13 protein-coding genes, 1 tRNA gene and 1 pseudogene are annotated in these 16216 nt (G+C 68.2%); 4 read left to right on the forward strand and 11 right to left on the reverse strand.

Annotated elements, in window-relative coordinates; all coding sequences use genetic code 11:
* Positions 1-882 carry a LysR family transcriptional regulator gene (locus AAG816_RS14650; protein ID WP_341990394.1) on the reverse strand — a complete coding sequence of 294 codons (882 nt, stop codon included), beginning with the start codon at positions 880-882 and terminating at the stop codon, positions 1-3.
* A 94-nt stretch (positions 883-976) separates the two neighbouring features.
* On the opposite strand from AAG816_RS14650, the gene bla reads away from it, so the two are divergent.
* Positions 977-1861 (forward strand): class A beta-lactamase, encoded by an 885-nt coding sequence (bla, locus tag AAG816_RS14655; RefSeq protein ID WP_341990395.1) that lies wholly within the window; start codon positions 977-979, stop codon positions 1859-1861.
* Positions 1862-2041: 180 nt separating this feature from the next.
* Here the strand turns inward: bla and AAG816_RS14660 are convergent, their stop codons facing one another.
* From AAG816_RS14660 to AAG816_RS14690, 7 genes and pseudogenes are all read right to left on the reverse strand, one after another.
* Positions 2042-3130 carry a methyl-accepting chemotaxis protein gene (locus AAG816_RS14660; RefSeq protein WP_341990396.1) on the reverse strand — a complete coding sequence of 363 codons (1089 nt, stop codon included), beginning with the start codon at positions 3128-3130 and terminating at the stop codon, positions 2042-2044.
* 448 nt (positions 3131-3578) lie between these two features.
* A complete protein-coding gene (locus tag AAG816_RS14665) occupies positions 3579-4019 on the reverse strand; it encodes an NfeD family protein (protein WP_341990397.1) in 441 nt (146 codons plus the stop codon).
* A gap of 363 nt (positions 4020-4382) precedes the next feature.
* Positions 4383-5291: pseudogene (locus tag AAG816_RS14670) on the reverse strand (SPFH domain-containing protein); the annotation flags it as partial.
* Between the two features lie 106 nt (positions 5292-5397).
* Positions 5398-7008 carry an FAD-dependent oxidoreductase gene (locus AAG816_RS14675; RefSeq protein WP_341990398.1) on the reverse strand — a complete coding sequence of 537 codons (1611 nt, stop codon included), beginning with the start codon at positions 7006-7008 and terminating at the stop codon, positions 5398-5400.
* A 107-nt stretch (positions 7009-7115) separates the two neighbouring features.
* Positions 7116-8189: a ferrochelatase gene (hemH, locus tag AAG816_RS14680; protein ID WP_341990399.1), complete on the reverse strand. Its 1074-nt coding sequence runs from the start codon at positions 8187-8189 to the stop codon at positions 7116-7118.
* Between the two features lie 248 nt (positions 8190-8437).
* A tRNA-Val gene (locus AAG816_RS14685) sits at positions 8438-8512 on the reverse strand.
* 90 nt (positions 8513-8602) lie between these two features.
* A complete protein-coding gene (locus AAG816_RS14690) occupies positions 8603-8968 on the reverse strand; it encodes a response regulator (protein ID WP_341990400.1) in 366 nt (121 codons plus the stop codon).
* A gap of 316 nt (positions 8969-9284) precedes the next feature.
* On the opposite strand from AAG816_RS14690, the gene AAG816_RS14695 reads away from it, so the two are divergent.
* Together AAG816_RS14695 and hisN are read left to right on the forward strand one after the other, a co-directional pair.
* Positions 9285-10172 (forward strand): N-formylglutamate amidohydrolase, encoded by an 888-nt coding sequence (locus AAG816_RS14695; RefSeq protein WP_341990401.1) that lies wholly within the window; start codon positions 9285-9287, stop codon positions 10170-10172.
* Positions 10173-11377: 1205 nt separating this feature from the next.
* Positions 11378-12160, forward strand: coding sequence for a histidinol-phosphatase (gene hisN, locus AAG816_RS14700; protein ID WP_341990402.1), 783 nt, complete (start codon positions 11378-11380; stop codon positions 12158-12160).
* Positions 12161-12179: 19 nt separating this feature from the next.
* Here the strand turns inward: hisN and AAG816_RS14705 are convergent, their stop codons facing one another.
* Both AAG816_RS14705 and AAG816_RS14710 read right to left on the reverse strand, forming a co-directional pair.
* Positions 12180-13124, reverse strand: a complete 945-nt coding sequence (locus AAG816_RS14705; protein ID WP_341990438.1) for an alpha/beta hydrolase — start codon at positions 13122-13124, stop codon at positions 12180-12182.
* Positions 13125-13420: 296 nt separating this feature from the next.
* A complete protein-coding gene (locus AAG816_RS14710; RefSeq protein ID WP_341990403.1) occupies positions 13421-14080 on the reverse strand; it encodes a hypothetical protein in 660 nt (219 codons plus the stop codon).
* Between the two features lie 252 nt (positions 14081-14332).
* On the opposite strand from AAG816_RS14710, the gene AAG816_RS14715 reads away from it, so the two are divergent.
* Positions 14333-14794 carry an Hsp20 family protein gene (locus tag AAG816_RS14715; protein ID WP_341990404.1) on the forward strand — a complete coding sequence of 154 codons (462 nt, stop codon included), beginning with the start codon at positions 14333-14335 and terminating at the stop codon, positions 14792-14794.
* A gap of 141 nt (positions 14795-14935) precedes the next feature.
* Here the strand turns inward: AAG816_RS14715 and AAG816_RS14720 are convergent, their stop codons facing one another.
* Positions 14936-16204 carry a GDSL-type esterase/lipase family protein gene (locus AAG816_RS14720; protein ID WP_341990405.1) on the reverse strand — a complete coding sequence of 423 codons (1269 nt, stop codon included), beginning with the start codon at positions 16202-16204 and terminating at the stop codon, positions 14936-14938.
* Positions 16205-16216 lie beyond the last annotated feature (12 nt).

Here is a 16216-nt window from a genome sequence, read left to right on the forward strand (position 1 = left end):
TCACGCCCCGTCCGGCGCCGCCGTTTGCGCCACCAGCCAGAGATGGAAGGCCTGCATGGCCGGGGTTTGCGGCCGCGAGCGCAGGCGGGTGAGCCAGTAGCGGCCGGCATCGATGCTCAGGGCGAAGGGCTGCACCAGCCGCTCGCTGGCCAGATCCGCCGCGAACAGCGCCGCCGGCAGCAGCGCCACGCCCAGTCCCGCCGCCGCCGCGCTCGCCATCACCGGTGAAGAATCGAACACCGGCCCGCGCAAGGTGGGGCAGGGGGTGCCGGCGGCAGCGAACCATCGGGTCCATTCCTCGGCGCGGTAGGAGCGCAGCAGCGGCAGGCCGGCGAGATCGGACGGCCGCGACAGGCCCCGCGCCAGCGCCGGGGCGCAGAGCGGGGCAAGGGGCGCGCTGAGCAGCGGGATCGCCTCGGTGCCGTGCCAGGCGCCGTCGCCGAAGCGGATGGCCAGATCCAGGCCCTCGCCGGCCAGATCCACCCGGTTGTTGTTGGTGAGCACCCGCAGATCGATGCCCGGATGGGCGAGGGTGAACTGGGCGAGGCGCGGCAGCAGCCAGCCGGTGGCGAATGTGCCCACCACCCCAACCGTGAGCACTTCGCGGAACTGTCCGCCTAAAAACTGGTCGAGCGTGGCGCCGATTCGATCAAAAGCGGCGCTCACCTGTGGCACCAGCGCCGCGCCCTCGTCGGTGAGGGCGAGGCCTCGGGGCAGGCGGCGGAACAAGGGGGCGCCCAGGCGCGCCTCCAGCCCCTTGATCTGATGGCTGACGGCGGCCTGGCTGACGCACAATTCCATCGCCGCGCGGGTGATGCTCAGATGCCGCGCCGCTGCCTCGAAGGCGCGCAGGGCGTTCAGGGGCAGGTGCGGGCGTTCCATGACGGTCCATTAGATTTTTTCATGTCGTGGACGAGATAACATCGTTTGTCCCGCGCCGTCCGCTTTTGCATGGTCGCCGCCCATGGAGGTGGACATGATTTCGAGACGTCATCTGATGCTGGCGGCCGGCGGTGCCGCATTCTGCTTGCCGGGGCTTGTGCCGGCGGGCGCCGCGCCGGCGTTTGGCGGTCCGGCCCTGGCGGCGGCGATCGTCGCGGCGGAGAAACAGAGTCAGGGCCGGCTGGGGGTCGCCGTGCGCGATACCGGCACCGGCGCCACCTTCGCGCATCGCGGCGACGAGCGCTTTCCCATGTGCAGCACCTTCAAATTTCTATTGGCAGCCATGGTGCTGGCGGAAGTGGATGCGGGGCGCGAGCGCCTGGATCGCACCTTGCCCATCACCAAGGCCGATCTGGTGGCCTATTCGCCCATGACCGAGCCGCTGGTGGGAAGCGTGGCCAGTGTCGCCGCTCTGTGCGAGGCGGCCGTGACCCTGAGCGACAACACCGCCGCCAATGTGCTGCTTGCCGCCGTGGGCGGTCCCGCCGGGCTGACCGCCTTCCTGCGCCGCAGCGGCGATCCGGTGACCCGGCTAGATCGCAACGAGCCGACCCTCAATGAAGGCACCCCCGGCGATCCGCGCGACACCACGACGCCATTGGCCATGGTGGGCGATCTGGATCGGCTGGTATTGGGCCGCGTGCTGACCCCGCCCTCCCGCGATCAGCTGGCGGCGTGGCTGGTGGCCAACCGCACCGGCGACACCCGCCTGCGGGCGGGACTGCCGAAGGGGTGGCGGGTGGGGGACAAGACCGGCACCGGTCCCCGCGGCAGTATCAACGATATAGCGGTGATCTGGCCGCCGGGCCGGGCGCCGCTGCTGGTGACGAGCTATCTCACCCAGAGCCCGCTGGATGCGGCCGCCGGCAACGCCATCCATGCCCTGGTGGGGCAGGCGGTGGCGGCCGCGGCGGGGTGAGTCGCGGCTGTCCCGTGCACATCACCGCCCTGAGGGCGGCACGCGAAGGGGGCATTCGGGTCTGCGCAGCCGTTCCTGATCCGGTTGCGGCAGCCGGATCGGAGAAAGCATCGTTCCCGAGAGCAAAGGGCCAGAGGCGGATTCACCGCTCAGGTTGCTTCAACCTGAGCGGATCCGGATCTAGCGGTGCTTGGTGATCTTCCGGTTTTTATGGCCGGGAATGGGCTTCTGGAGGATGACGCCGGCCCATTCCATGCCGCGATAGGTCTCGTAGCCGGGGGTGAGGTGAAAGGCGGTGGTGCTGCCGTCGTCGCCATGCTCCACCGCGCTGCGGCGGTGGCGGGTGTCCAGCGGCACGGTCTCGATGAACTCGCCGCGCCGGTCGGACGAGGAGAGCACCCGGCCGGTGGCATCCACCAGCAGCACGCGGGAGCGCGCCGCCTCGTCGGGCGACAGCCGCACGCCTTCGATCACCGCGCGGGCCTGGGGCTCCCAGTCGAAATGGATGCCCAGCACGCCGATGGGCTTGCCATGGGTCTGTCCGCCCTCGCGCACCGCGGCGGCATAGGTGGCCACGGGGGCATTCTTCAGCGCATGGCAGGGCATGACGTCGGCCACCGCATATTCGTCGCCGGAGTGGGAGGCCATCGCCTGCTGGAACCAGCCTTCATGCGAGACGTCCATGCCGCGCAGGCCCGGATAGCGATCTGCCCGACCATGCGCCACCACCCGCCCATCCGGTGTGCAGATCCACAGGTCGAGGTATACGGTATACGCAGAGAGGATGACCCCCAGGCGGCGCTCCGCCTCGGCGACATTCTCATAGGTCGGATCGGCGGCGGCGACCACGGCGGCATCGGTGGCCCACCAGCGCACATCGCAGGTCCGCTCATAGAGATTGCGGTCGATGGTCTCGACGGCGTTGAGGCACAGATTGACCAATCGGTCGCCGCGCACGTCCAGCGCCATGCGCCGGCCCACGGCGCGCAACTCGTCCAGCGCGCTGCGCAGTTCGGTCTCCATGTCACTGGCCAACCTGCCGATTTCGGCGCTGACGGCTTTGACTTCTTCCGCCACCACCGCAAATCCCTTGCCCGCTTCGCCGGCGCGCGCGGCTTCGATGGTGGCATTGAGGGCGAGGATGCGGGTCTGGCCGGTAATGATCTGAATGGCGCGCGCCTTGCCCGCGGCCAAGGTTGCGGCGTGATCCGCCAATTGGATCACCTGCTCGGGGGAATCGGCGGCAACGGTGGTTGGAAGGGAAGCCATGGAACCATGCATTTCGGCCATCCAATGTCTTGAGACAGTCTGCAACTGAATCTGCCTTGCAAAACACACGCCATTTTCTGAAAACAAAAGACTAATGGATTCGTTCGTGGACTCATGATTTGATATTGCGCTTCTTGAGCGAGAGTAGGCCCTGCGCTGTAGTGCCAATTGCAGGTCGTATATCTCTCGGAAAGTTGTGTACCTCATATGGGATACGTTTTGCGCTGAATATTGTTCGCTATATTATTTATCGGGCAGTGTCCGAACCGATCAGCGAGCATTCACGGCGGTGAGGACCAGGCGAGGGGTGCGTCGGGGCTGCTCCGGGGGCCTCCGGTCAGGGCCTCTGTTCCGGGCCTCTGTTTCGCGCCTCCAGCATTCCGCGCATCCAGCTTAAGGACATGGCCACCGCACCTGGGCGCCGCATGCGGGACGCCTGCGGCGACGATCAGGCCGCGCCCACCACCAGGACGGTGCCGTCCACCTTCAGAACGATCACCTTGGCACCGACGGGCAGGTCCGGCCCCTCGATACGCCAGACGCTGTCATCGATGCGCACCCGGCCGCTGCCCTCCACGATGGGCTCATCCAGGGTGAAGACCCGGCCCACGTGCCCCTCGGCCCGGCGATTGAGAAAGGGCCGGTCGCTGGCGGCGCCGGGGGCGGGGGTGATGCGCCGGCCGATGAGGATCGCGGCCACCGCCAAAGCGGCAAAGGCCAGCACCTGCGCCTGCCAGCCCACCATCACCAGGAAGGCAAGGGCACCGGTGGCCAAAGCGGCGAGGCCCAGCCACAGCAGGAAGGCGCCGGGCAGCACGATTTCCGCCACCAGCAGCACGCCGCCGAGCACGAACCAGCCCCATGGGCCGGATGTGAACAGGTCGCTCATGGGCTGTTGCCTCCTGAAGGGGGGGGCAAGCGGGGCAGGGGCGCCCGCTCAGGCGTCGTCGCGGGGGCGCGCCACCGGCGGCGCGCCGGAAATGGCGCCGGGGCCGGACAGGCCCGGCCCCGACAGGAAACTGGCGCCCGGCACCGGGCTGGCATCGGGGGGCGTGGCCACGGCGGCGCTGGTGCCGAACGGCGAGGCGCTGGCGGTGGCGGGATTTCCCGTTGTCACCGGGTCCGCCTGCGAGCCCTGGCCGGCGCGGCCACGGCCGGCGGTGCTGGCTGCCGCGGGGGCGGATCCCACGGACGGGCCGGTGGGGGCGGTGGGGCGGCGGGTGCCGCCGGATGTGCCGCCATTGCCGCCGCCACCGAAGGCGTCGCGCGCCAGTTCGCCGATGCCGGAGAGGGTGGAGAGCAGGGCGGTGGCCTCATAGGGCATCAGCACCACCTTCTGGTTCGGCGCCTTGGCCAGGCTCTCGAACGCCTTCACATATTTCTCGGCGATGTAATAGTTCAGCGCCGCCGGCGAGCCCTCATTGATGGATTGCGACAGCACGCTGGTTGCCATGGCCTCGGCCTCCGCCAGCCGCTCGCGGGCTTCCGCGTCGCGCCGGGCCGCTTCCAGCCGGCCTTCGGCTTCCAGGATGCGGGCCTGCTTCTGGCCTTCTGCGCGCAGGATCTCGGACTGGCGCTGGCCTTCCGCCTCCAGGATGACGGCGCGCTTCTCGCGCTCAGCCTTCATCTGCCGGCCCATGGCATTGACCAGATCGGCGGGAGGAACGATGTCGCGGATCTCGATGCGGGTGATCTTCACCCCCCAGGGGGCGGCGGCGGCATCCACCACATGCAGCAGCCGCTCATTGATCTCGTCGCGATGGGACAGCAGGGAATCCAGATCCATGGACCCCATCACGGTGCGGATGTTGGTCATGGTCAGGGCCATGATCGCCATGTCCAGGCGCGCCACCTCATAGGAGGCGCGGGCAGCGTCGAACACCTGGAAGAAGGCGATGCCGTCCACCGAGACGGTGGCATTGTCCTTGGTGATGACTTCCTGGGTGGGAACGTTGATGACCTGCTCCATCACGTTCACCCGGTGGCCGATCCGGTCCACGAACGGGACGATGAGGTTGAGACCCGGCAGCAGGGTGCGGGTATAACGCTGGAACCGCTCCACCGTATATTGATAGCCCTGGGGCACGGTCTTCACGCTGGCGATGACCACCACGATGGCGAGCACCAGCAGCACCAGCACGAAGATATTGGGGCCTGACAGCATCATGGGTCTCTCCCGATGCTGACGGGAAGGTCAGCGCCCGGATAAGGCCATGGGCGCGGCTGGGGGGCAAGGGATGTGAGGGCGTTCCCGACGGATCGGGCGATCAGCGGGCGCCGGCCACCCGTTCGCCGATCTGCCGGACGGCCAGTTCCGCCGAACTCAGCGCGCCTTCCTGCCAGCCGGGCACATGGCTGAAGACGTCGCCGGCCATATAGACCCGGTTCCACGGCAGTTGCGTCACCAACTGGCCGTAGACCGCCATGGTGGCGTCGTCCTCATAGCTCCAGCCGCCGGTGAAATACGGCATCTTGGCCCAGGCCACCGACACCGCCGACCCGAGCCGCATGTTGCGGCGATAGTGGCCGGGATGGAGCTTCTCGCCGCCGGCCAGCGCCGCCGCGAACCGCCCCTCCAGCGGCAGCGCGCCGAGGCGCTCGGCGGCCGGTCCCCGGGCATAAGCGGCGGTGAGCACGCCGCTCGGGGCGCCGAAGCCGGCAGAGGGATACCAGATCTGGCTGATGTCATCCTTGGTGAAGCTGATGCCGCCGTAGATCTGGTCCTCTTCCTCCCAGAAGCGGCTGCGGGTTTCAAAGCCCACCTTGGTGGCGGCGACGAAGCGGATGGCCATGCAATTGGCTTTCACCGCCGCCGGCAGGTCCGGGGCAATGCCCGCGAACAAGGTCGGGGCCATGGTGGAGACCACGAAATCCGTGCGCAATGTGGTGCCGTCGCCCAGCCGCAAGGTGACGCCGCCGTCATTCTGGGTGAGCTGCTGCACCGGCGTGCCGAGCCGCACCAGATCGCGCAACTGGCGTCCGCCGGGCACATCCTGGCGCAGGAAGGCGGCCCAGATCATGTCCATGCCGCCCACCGGCTCCAGCAGCGAATTCTGCCAGGACAGCAGCATGGAACTGAACAGGCCGAGGTCCGCCGCCTCGCTACCGATGATCTGCTCCAGCGGGATCGGCGGGCGCAGGGTGCCGGCGGCATCGCCGGCGCCGGGCGGCACGGTGTAGCCGAGGCGCCGGGAGCCCTCGAACACCAAAGCGTCGCCGCGGGATTTCAGGTCGCCATAGACCTGCAGCAGGTGGCGCAGCGCCTCCTTGTCCGTGGCGGTGAGGGGCAGGTCCAAAGCCTGGCGGCGGATCGCCTTGTCCAAGAGTTCGGCCAAAGCGCCATAGAGGCTGTAGCGCAGATCGCCCAATGGCACCGGCCGGCCGCCGTTGAAGGCGTCGCTCTGGAACAGGTTGGTCTCGGACATGAAGATATAGGGCTCAAGCGCCACGCCCAGGCGGCGGCACCAGTCCAGCACCACGCCGTGATTGCGCGGGATGCGCCCGGCGCCGGCATTGAAATAGGCGCCCTCGCCGATGAAATCGATGCTCTGGCGCGGGCCGTCGGTCTCGGCGAAGGACTGGCCGTTGCGCAGGGTATAGCTGCGCCCGCCGCAGCGCCCGTTGGCTTCCACGATGGTGACGTCGAAGCCGCCCCGCGCCAGCAGCAGGCCGGTACACAGCCCGGCGAGGCCGGCGCCGATCACCGCCACGCTGCGCCCGCGCCCGAGATCCGGCGGCAGGCGCGGCGGTTCGGCGCGGGCCGGGGGAATGGCCAGGAAACCCAGGGCGGACAAGGCCTCGAAGGCGAGGCCCAGGCCCCCCAGCTGGCCCATGCGCAGGATGAGCTTGCGCCGGGTGAGTGCCTGAAAGTCCGCCATCGTCTGATCCCCTGCCGAGCCGGCGCGACGCTAGCTTGAGCCGGGCCGTGGAACAAGGCGTCGGAGCGGCCCCGGCGGCGGGGCCGCCGGGAGATCGCGAGACAGGCTCAGGGGGCGATCCAGCCGGAGAGTTCGCGCAGCACCACCGCTTCGATCACCCGCATGCCCTGGTCGCTGTCATTGAGGCAGGGGATGGCGGCGAAGTTCTCGCCGCCATTGTGATGGAAGATCTCGGCATTCTCGACGCCGATTTCTTCCAGGGTCTCCAGGCAATCGGCGGTGAAGCCGGGATTGACGATGGCCATGCGCTTCACGCCGCTCTTGGCCAGGGCTTCCACGGTCTTGTCCGTATAAGGCTGGAGCCATTCCTCATTACCGAAGCGCGACTGGAAGGTGAGGCGCAATTTCTCCGCCGACATGCCCAGGCGCTCGCGCATCAGGCGGGCGGTCTTGGCGCACTGGCAGTGATAGGGATCGCCCTTCAGCAGATAGGATTTCGGCACGCCGTGGAATGAGGCCAGGATCACCTCCGGCTCGAAATCCAGCGCCTTGAGATGGCCTTCCAGCGAGGTGCAGATGGCATCGATATAGACCGGGTCGTCATGCCAGTTGGGCGCCACGCGGATGAAGGGCTGCCAGCGCATGGCTTTCAGCGCATCAAACGCCTTGTCGCACACCGTGGCCGAGGTGGCGGCGGCATATTGCGGATACATGGGCACGATCAGGATGCGCTCGCAGCCCTGCTTTTGCAGCGCCTCGATGCGCTCGGCGATGGGCGGCTTGCCGTAGCGCATGGCCCAGTCCACCACCACGCGCGGATCGCGCCCGGCGATCATGGCCGCCATCTTCTCCGCCTGGGAGCGGGTGATGGTCTTCAGCGGGCCTTCGTTGCGCTCATTGTTCCAGATGGTGGCGTAGTCCTTGCCCTTCCGGCCGGGGCGCACCGTGAGGATGATGCCGTTGAGAATCACCCACCACAACGCGCGGTTGACCTCGATCACCCGCGAATCGGACAGGAATTCCTTCAGATAGCGCCGCATGGACCAGTAATCGGTGCCCTCCGGCGTGCCGAGATTGACCAGCAGCACGCCGATGCGCCCGAACGGCACCTTCGGATGGCCGTCGGGAAAATGGCGCGGATCGCCGGCGGGCGCGGGGGGGATGGTCTCGGTGGGGATCATTCAAGGCACCTCTGGAACGCGACATGGCCTTGCGCGCGCGTGCTCGTCAATGCGCGCGGTGGCCGCGCGGGGCGCACCGGGCCGCAGGACAGCATGCGCAGGCCAGGAGAGAACCACGGCGCATGGCCACGGCTTGGCTGGTGATACGGACCGGCGGGCCGCTTGGATCGTCGGCGCATGGCATCCAATGCGCAGCCCGACGCGTGCCGTCTATGCTTTGAGCTGCAACGATAATCGGGAGGGGCGGATGGTGGGCACGACAGGGATTGAACCTGTGACCCCCTCGATGTCAACGAGGTGCTCTCCCGCTGAGCTACGCGCCCATCCGCCAGGAGGAGGCTTCTATATCGGCTCGCCTTCAGCGACGCAAGGCATGCGCGTGCGCTTGTTGGACGAGGGGTGGATAACTCGGTTCAGGCGGCCGCCGCCAGCAGCTTGTGCACTTCGCTCACCAGGTCGCGCAGGTGGAACGGCTTGGACAGCACCTTGGCCTCGCAGGGGGCTTCCACATCCGCATTCAGCGCCACCGCCGCAAAGCCGGTGATGAACATCACCTTCAAATCGGGATCCAGCTCGGTGGCGCGGCGCGCCAGCTCGATGCCGTCCATTTCCGGCATGACGATATCGGTGAGCAGCAGTTCGAACGGCTCCTCGCGCATCCGCTCGTAAGCGGAGCGGCCATTGTCGAACGAGGCCACCTGGTATCCGGCATTCTGCAGTGCCTTGACCAGGAACCGCCGCATGTCGTTGTCATCCTCGGCGAGCAGAATTTTCGACACGCCCTATCCCCTTGATCTTGTCCGGTGCCGCGTCTGCGGGCGACGATGGGCGCTGGGCCCCTGAGGCTTGTGTGGCCCAATCGGGTAAATTCGAAGTGAACCTTCGCCCGGTTGTGCGCGAATAACGGGCGCCATCTTGCCCGCGGGCACGGGCACAGGCGACCTGCGCCCGCGCGCCCCGGCTTTTAGAGCCTACGCGAAGTGCCTTCACAAGGGGACTTTGACTTGCGCATGATGGCGGGCCTGTCACAAGGTGGTGGTTTCCACCCCATGGCCGGGTTTGCCCGCCCTCGTCTTGCGGATCCTGCGTTCATCGATGACAGCCTGCCTCGCCGATACCATCGACCCGCCGTTCGAGATTCTGATGCCGGAGACGCCGGCCGGGCCGTTTGTGTTCAATTCGCCGCACAGCGGGCGGATCTATCCGCGCGCCTTCGTGGAACAGACGCGGCTGGATTTCGAGACCCTGCGCCGGTCCGAGGACAGCTTCGTGGACGAATTGTTCGCCGACGTGGTGTCCGCGGGCATGCCCTTGATGCGGGCGCTGTTTCCGCGCGCCTTCCTGGATCTCAATCGCGAGCCTTATGAACTGGATCCGCGCATGTTCGAGGGTCGCCTGCCGGCCTTCGCCAACACGCGCTCGATCCGGGTGTCCGGGGGGCTCGGCACCATTGCCCGGGTGGTGGGGGATTCGCAGGAGATCTATCTCAAGCGCCTCACCGTCGCCGAGGCGATGGAACGCATCGAGACCTTCTACAAGCCCTATCATCAGACGCTGCGGCGGATGATCGGGCGCACCCACCGCACCTTCGGCACCGCGGTGCTGGTGGATTGCCATTCCATGCCCTCCGGCCCGGCGCGGGAAGACATGCCGCGGGCGGACTTCGTGCTGGGGGATCGCTACGGCACCAGCTGCGCGGCGGTGATCGCGGACGTGCTGGAGCAGGAATTGCGTGGGCGCGGCTATGTGGTGGTGCGCAACAAGCCATATGCGGGCGGCTATATCACCGAGCACTATGGCAATCCGTCCGCCGGCCTGCATGCGGTGCAGATCGAGATCAACCGCGGCCTGTACATGGACGAGGCCACGTACCAGCGGGGTCCGGATTTCTACAAGGTACGGGCCGATCTGGCGGCAGTGGCATTGCGCCTGTTCGATCTGGCGGCCACCGAACTTGCGGCCCCGCGTGCCGCAGCGGAATAGTGGCGCGCACGACACGGGATCGTGAAATCCCGCCTTGCGTTTTTCGAATGGCAGATATACGAATTTGCCGGTGAGACCGAGATGCGGCAAACGCACCGGCCTTTCCCGCTGGCATTGCGGGCCCCAAAAAAGAAAGGGGCCGTCCGCAAGCGAACGGCCCAAGTCTAGGGAGGAAACGCCCAAGGAGGGCATGCAACACAGCGACGCCAATCGCTATGTCGCAATGCAGCAATAGCCGATTGCGCTGCCAGAAATCAAGTGCTGGTTTGTCGCAGGCTTGTATATAAGATGCAAGTTATTGAAAAATAAGAAGAAATTTTTACACCCCAAGCTATGAAGTGCGCCATTGCGGCGCCTCCTCACCGTCCGTCCCCACTCCGCTCCATCGCGCTGCACTGGTTTTGGCAGCGCTTGCGGACGAGTCGCGTCCCCGAGGGGCGTGGCTTGGGCGTGAGGTGAGCACGTGGGAGGATCTCCGGAGCGCCCATCGATGCGGCGGCCAAGCGGACGCAGGGGCGGTCCGCGATGATCTGCTGGCTGAGCCGGTGAAGATGCGGCCGTTCAATGGGCTGCGGCGCCCAGCGCCGGGGTGGCATCCGCAGGTGGCGCGGCATCACGCCAAGCGTGTGTGTCCCGGTGGGTGATCCGGGATCGTCCACCACTGCGCGGCGATCATGGGATGGGGGCGACTGCTTGCGCGAGGTGCTGGACAGCGCTCGCGACCACGGGCTCGGAGAGCGACCCCCAAAAAGAAAGGGGCCGCTCACGGGGAGCGGCCCAAGTCTAGGGAGGAAACGCCCAAGGAGGGCAGCGGTAAGGCAAGCCCTACCGCGCCGCATCAATATGAGCCTGTACCCCCCTGTCATCAAGCCGGTTAAGTGATGATAGTTTGGGCATGCTCTAAAAATGAACTCTCCTGTCTTTGCAGGGATTTGTCGGCCGCCCGCCCAGAATGCGCGCCGAAGACGCTCAGCCGGTGCCTTAAAATGCAACGGTGCCGCACCGGTTGCGCTGCACGCACGCCGCTGAGACGGGGGGCTAGGCCTGCGGGTGAGTCTCGCCGCCGCGCTGGCCGTATCCACCGAACACGGCGTTGAATGGGCCGATGCGTCCCGCGCGCGGCGCAAAGCGCTTCCGTCCCCGCGCCGCGCGCTCTAAGGATCAAGCGGCCCTGACCGCAGGGCGCCTCCAGCCTGGGATGCCCCATGACCGCCGTGGCCCTTGATGCCTTCGTCCATGACCTTGCCACCAAGTCGGGCGAGGCGATCCTGCCCTTCTTCCGCACCGCGCTGGTGGTCGAGGACAAGACCCATGGCCGGGCGTTCGATCCGGTCACCGAGGCGGACCGCGCCGCCGAGCAGGTGATGCGCCGGATGATCCTCTCGGCCTTTCCCGACCATGGCATCATTGGCGAGGAATTCGGCGCCGACCGCTCCGGCGCCACCTATGTGTGGGCGCTGGATCCCATCGACGGCACCAAGTCGTTCATCTCCGGCATGCCCGCCTGGGGCACGCTGATCGGCCTGCTGAAGGACGGCGCGCCGGTCTATGGCATGATGCACCAGCCGTTCATCGGCGAGCGCTTCTTCGGCGATGGCGGCTCGGCCCATTATCTCGGCCCGGCGGGCAAGCGCCGGCTGAATGTGCGCGATTGCGGGCGGCTGGAAGACGCCATCCTGTTCACCACCAGCCCGCTGCTGATGCAGGGCGAGGACCGCACCGCCTTCCACCGGGTGGAGGAACAGGTGCGCCTGTCGCGCTATGGCGGCGATTGCTACGCTTATTGCATGGTGGCGGCCGGCCTGGTGGACGTGGTGATCGAGAGCGGGCTGAAGGACCACGACATCGTCGCCCTGATCCCAGTCATCGAAGGGGCAGGGGGCATCGTCACCAATTGGGAAGGCGGTTCCGCCGCCCAGGGCGGCCGGGTGGTGGCGGCGGGCAGTCGCGCCGTCCACGCAGAAGTGCTCAAGCGCCTTCAGGGCTAGAGCCGACACGGCCAGCGGCTCAGACCAGCGGGCTGCCGGGAATGAAGGCGTCGAACGCCGCCCAGAACTGGGCGCGGAAGATGTCGCGTTCCATCAGCAGTTCATGGCGGCCGGCGGGCACCGTCACATAGGCGCCGGCGATCAGCCGCGAGGCCATGTGCTCGATGGCCACGTTGCACACCACCCGCTCATTGCCGGCGGCGATCATCAGCAAGGGCTGGCGGATCTGGCGCAGGATGTCCGGCGCCCGCAGATGGTCCATGGCCAGATAGGCCTGATGCACCCAGCCGATGGTGGGCGCGCCGAGGCCCAGTTCCGGCACGGCGGCGGTGATCTGCGCGGTGCGGGCATAGCGCTCCGGGTCGGAGGTGACCAGATTGCCCTCGAACGGCAGTTCGGTGACAGCGGTGGGGCCGCCGCCAGGGAGGAAGGCGCGGGCAAAGCCGGCCGTGCTGAGGGTGGTTGCCGCCGCCCGCGCCAACCGGCGCTGGCGCACCAGGCCGATTTCCAGCATCGGCGCGCACAGCACCACGCGGTCGAACCAGCGCCGGCCGTCCAGAATTCCGTGCAGCAGGATGGCGCCGGCCATGGAGTGGGCCAGAGCGAAGTGCGGGGCGGGGCAATCGGGCAGCAGCACCTGCCGGCCGAACGCCTCCAGATCCAGCTGATAATCGGAAAAGCGGCGCACATGGCCCTTGCGGGCATTGCGCAGCAGCCGCTGCGAGCCGCCCTGGCCGCGCCAGTCGAGAATCGCCACCGCGAAGCCGCGATCCAGCAGATCGCGCACCACCTCGAAATATTTCTCGATGAACTCGGCCCGCCCCGGCAGCAGCGTGACGGTGCCGCGACCGCCAACGGCCGGACGCCAGCGGGCGAAGCGGATCTTCACCCCATCGGTGGTGGTGACAAAGCCACTGACGGCACCTTCGGGCACCGGATTGGCGGGGGTGGGATGGAGGCTCATGCGGGGCAGGTGCACATGCAAGGCGCGGATGCCGTCAGCGCCCACCAGTTCCGGCGGCGAACGGCACCGCGCGGGGCGCCGGAGCCGGATTCGCACCGGGAAGGAGCCTTCCCGATGATCCGCTTCCGCCGCAGCGTTACACGCTTGCGCCCGAGCCGACAACGCATCCCGTGCCGATCGGAGGGCTGGGGCGCAGGGCCGCGCGGCGCATCGCCCTCCCGTGCCACTCCGCCCGCTCGCCGGTGGTCGGCCCAGGGCGCGGGCGGGACGGGCGCGGCAGTGGGCTTGGTCCGGGGTCAGTTCCGGCGGCTGTCGTATCCGATCACTTCGACACCGAATATGGCGCCGGACGCGGCATCCACCACCAGGCGCACCCGTTCACGGCGGGGGCCGGTCGCCTCGCACACATAGGCGCTGCCGCGCAGCTTGAGGTGGCTGACGTCGGTGAAGCCGCGGGCCTGAAGGCTGCTCAGCAGCGCCGCCGCATCCAGTTTCTGCTCCAGGATCGGCGGGTTGGCTTGATAGGGCGCATAGGCCCCCGGGAGGCGCTGGTGGCTGGGTCCCCCGTCCGGCCCCTGCCCGGTGGAGGCATCAATGAGAAGCCCCGGCGCCGGTGGCGCCGCATCTTCGGCCCGCGCGGTCTGCGCACGACCGCCGGGCAGGCCCCAGAAGTCCGGCGAGCCATCGGGCGCGGGATCGCGCGCGGTGGCCCGCGCGGAGGGCGGGGCGCTGGGGGCCGGCACCGATGCCGCTGGAAAGCCATCCACCTCCCCCACGGCCACCGCCAGCGACGCAAGGTTCGGCGTGGCGTGGGACGGCGCGAAACCCGGCGCCGGGGCGGGCGCGGCAGAGGCGGGGGCCGCGTTTGCGATGCGGCTCTCGTCCGCTTGGCCCGCCGCAGGCTGGACAGCGCAGGCGAGGCCGACAATGAGCGCGAGCGCAGGGAGCTTGGGCATCGGTTTCTCCCGCAAGATGAACCGTTAGCGCCAGCCTCCCCCAAAGCGGCGACGCTTGAACCATAGTTCATCAAGGTGAATGCCATCCGAGCGCGCCGTTCACGGGCGGTTCATTTGTTCAAGGCGCCCCCTTGACGGAGGCGAAGCCGCTTCCCAGATCGAGACCGGCGCCGGTCCATGAGGACGGCGTTGAACCGGGACCCGGCCCTTCGGCGGGTCCTTGCGCATGTCGCTTCAAAGGAGGATGTGCTGATGCGTAGCTATGATCTGTCCCCGCTCTATCGCAACACGGTGGGTTTCGACCGGCTGTTCTCGCTGCTGGATTCCGCCGGCAGCGTGGAGGCCGCGCCCACCTACCCGCCCTACAATATCGAGCGTACCGGCGATAACACCTATCGGGTGACGGTCGCGGTGGCGGGCTTCACCTCGGACGAACTCACCATCGAGGTGAAGGAAAACACCCTCGCCTTGCGCGGTGGGAAGGCGGCGCCGGAAACGGCGGACACCGCCCAGGTGCTCTATCGCGGCATTGCCGCGCGGTCGTTCGAGCGGCGCTTCCAATTGGCTGACCACGTGGAAGTCAAAGGCGCGGTGCTTGAGAACGGCCTGCTGCACGTGGACCTCGTGCGCAACATTCCCGAGGCCAAGAAGCCCCGCCTGATCCCCATCACCACCGGCGCCGGGCCGCAGACCCTGGATGCCCGCGCCGCCTGATGACGGCGTAAGTCTCGGGAGATCCCCGCATGACAGGCGCCCCGGCCGTGAGGCCGGGGCGTTTTCGTGTCGGAGGCGTTTTCGTGTCAGGGGCGTCGCCGCGACCGCACGGCGACGAAATCCCCGCTCAGGGCTGGCTGGTCAGGGCTGGCTGGCAGGCGCCGGGGACAGGGCGGCGGCGGGCGCCGCGGGCGCCGGTGTGGGTGGCGTGGCGCCGGGCGCCGCGGGCGGCCAGGTGAAATCGTCGGTGCGGCCCCGCTGCGGCGGCGCCGGAGTGCCCTCCAGCAACAGCCGGGCCGGATCGGCGGTGCCGGCGGAGACGGTGGTGGCCACCGGTGGGGCGCGGGTGCCGGGAAAGGGGCTCGCCCCGCCCAGCAGTGCATTGGCCGGTCGCGGCCCGTCGCTCAGCGAGATTGGGGGGCGGGTGCCGTCCACCGGCGCGGCATCCACGGCCGGAACCGGCTCGGCCAGCATGCGCGTCAGCTCCTTCTGGACGAAGAAGGCCAGCTTGCGGCTTCCGGCGCGGGTAAAGCGGGCCCCATCGGCCTGGCGCAGGCGGCGGCGCTGGCCGTCCACGGCGGGGCCGGAGCCCATATATTTGCCGTCCTCATCCACGAAGCCGTCCCACACATTCACGAACACCGCGCCGGTACGGGCGGCGCGGGCGCGCAGCACCTCGTTCAGTCGCTCGTAGTCCGCCGAGACGGTGGCAGACTGCACCGGCGCCAGGCCCACCAGAATCACCCGTCCGGTGCGGCCGCGGGCGGCGGCGAGCACATCGTCCACCCGCTTGCCATAGAGTTCGGTCCAGCGTTCCGACAGCGGCGGCGCCTGGATGTCTCCGTCCTTGATGGGTTCCAGATCATCGGAGCCCATGGCCAGGACGGTGACATTGGGGCGGGCGGCTTCCAATGCGGCGGGCAGGCGGGTCAGCCAGTCCAACGGGGTGGGCATGAAGCCGCTGGGATCTTCGGTGGCGGCGACCACGGCGGGGCTGGCGCGCTCGCCCACATAGGCATCCGCAAGGCCCTCGGCCACCTGGCGGCCATAGCGGTCGCCGACCACAAGAATGAATCGGGTGGGGGGCGTCTTCTTGCCTTGGATGGCATCGGCGGCATTGGAATAGACCACGCCTTCCGGCTCCGGCGGCGGCGTGCGCTTGGCCTGCGGCTCCTGCGGCGGCTCGGTCAGGCGTTCCTGCGGACGCAGCGGGATGCCGAGAAAGTTGTCCGGGCGCCATGCCGGTGCACTGCGCGAGGGCGCCGGCACCGCTGCGGGTGGCCGCATGACGAAGGGATTGTCGAAGAATTGCGCCGCGGCCGGGGCGGCCGTGCCCAGCACCGCTCCCACGACCATAAGGCCGAGGACGACGCGAAGCAGCAGGGCGCGGAACGTCAGGCGGTCGAGCATGCGCAAGTGTTG

The organism is Azorhizobium sp. AG788 (genome assembly GCF_943371865.1).
Classification (GTDB): Bacteria; Pseudomonadota; Alphaproteobacteria; order Rhizobiales; family Xanthobacteraceae; genus Azorhizobium.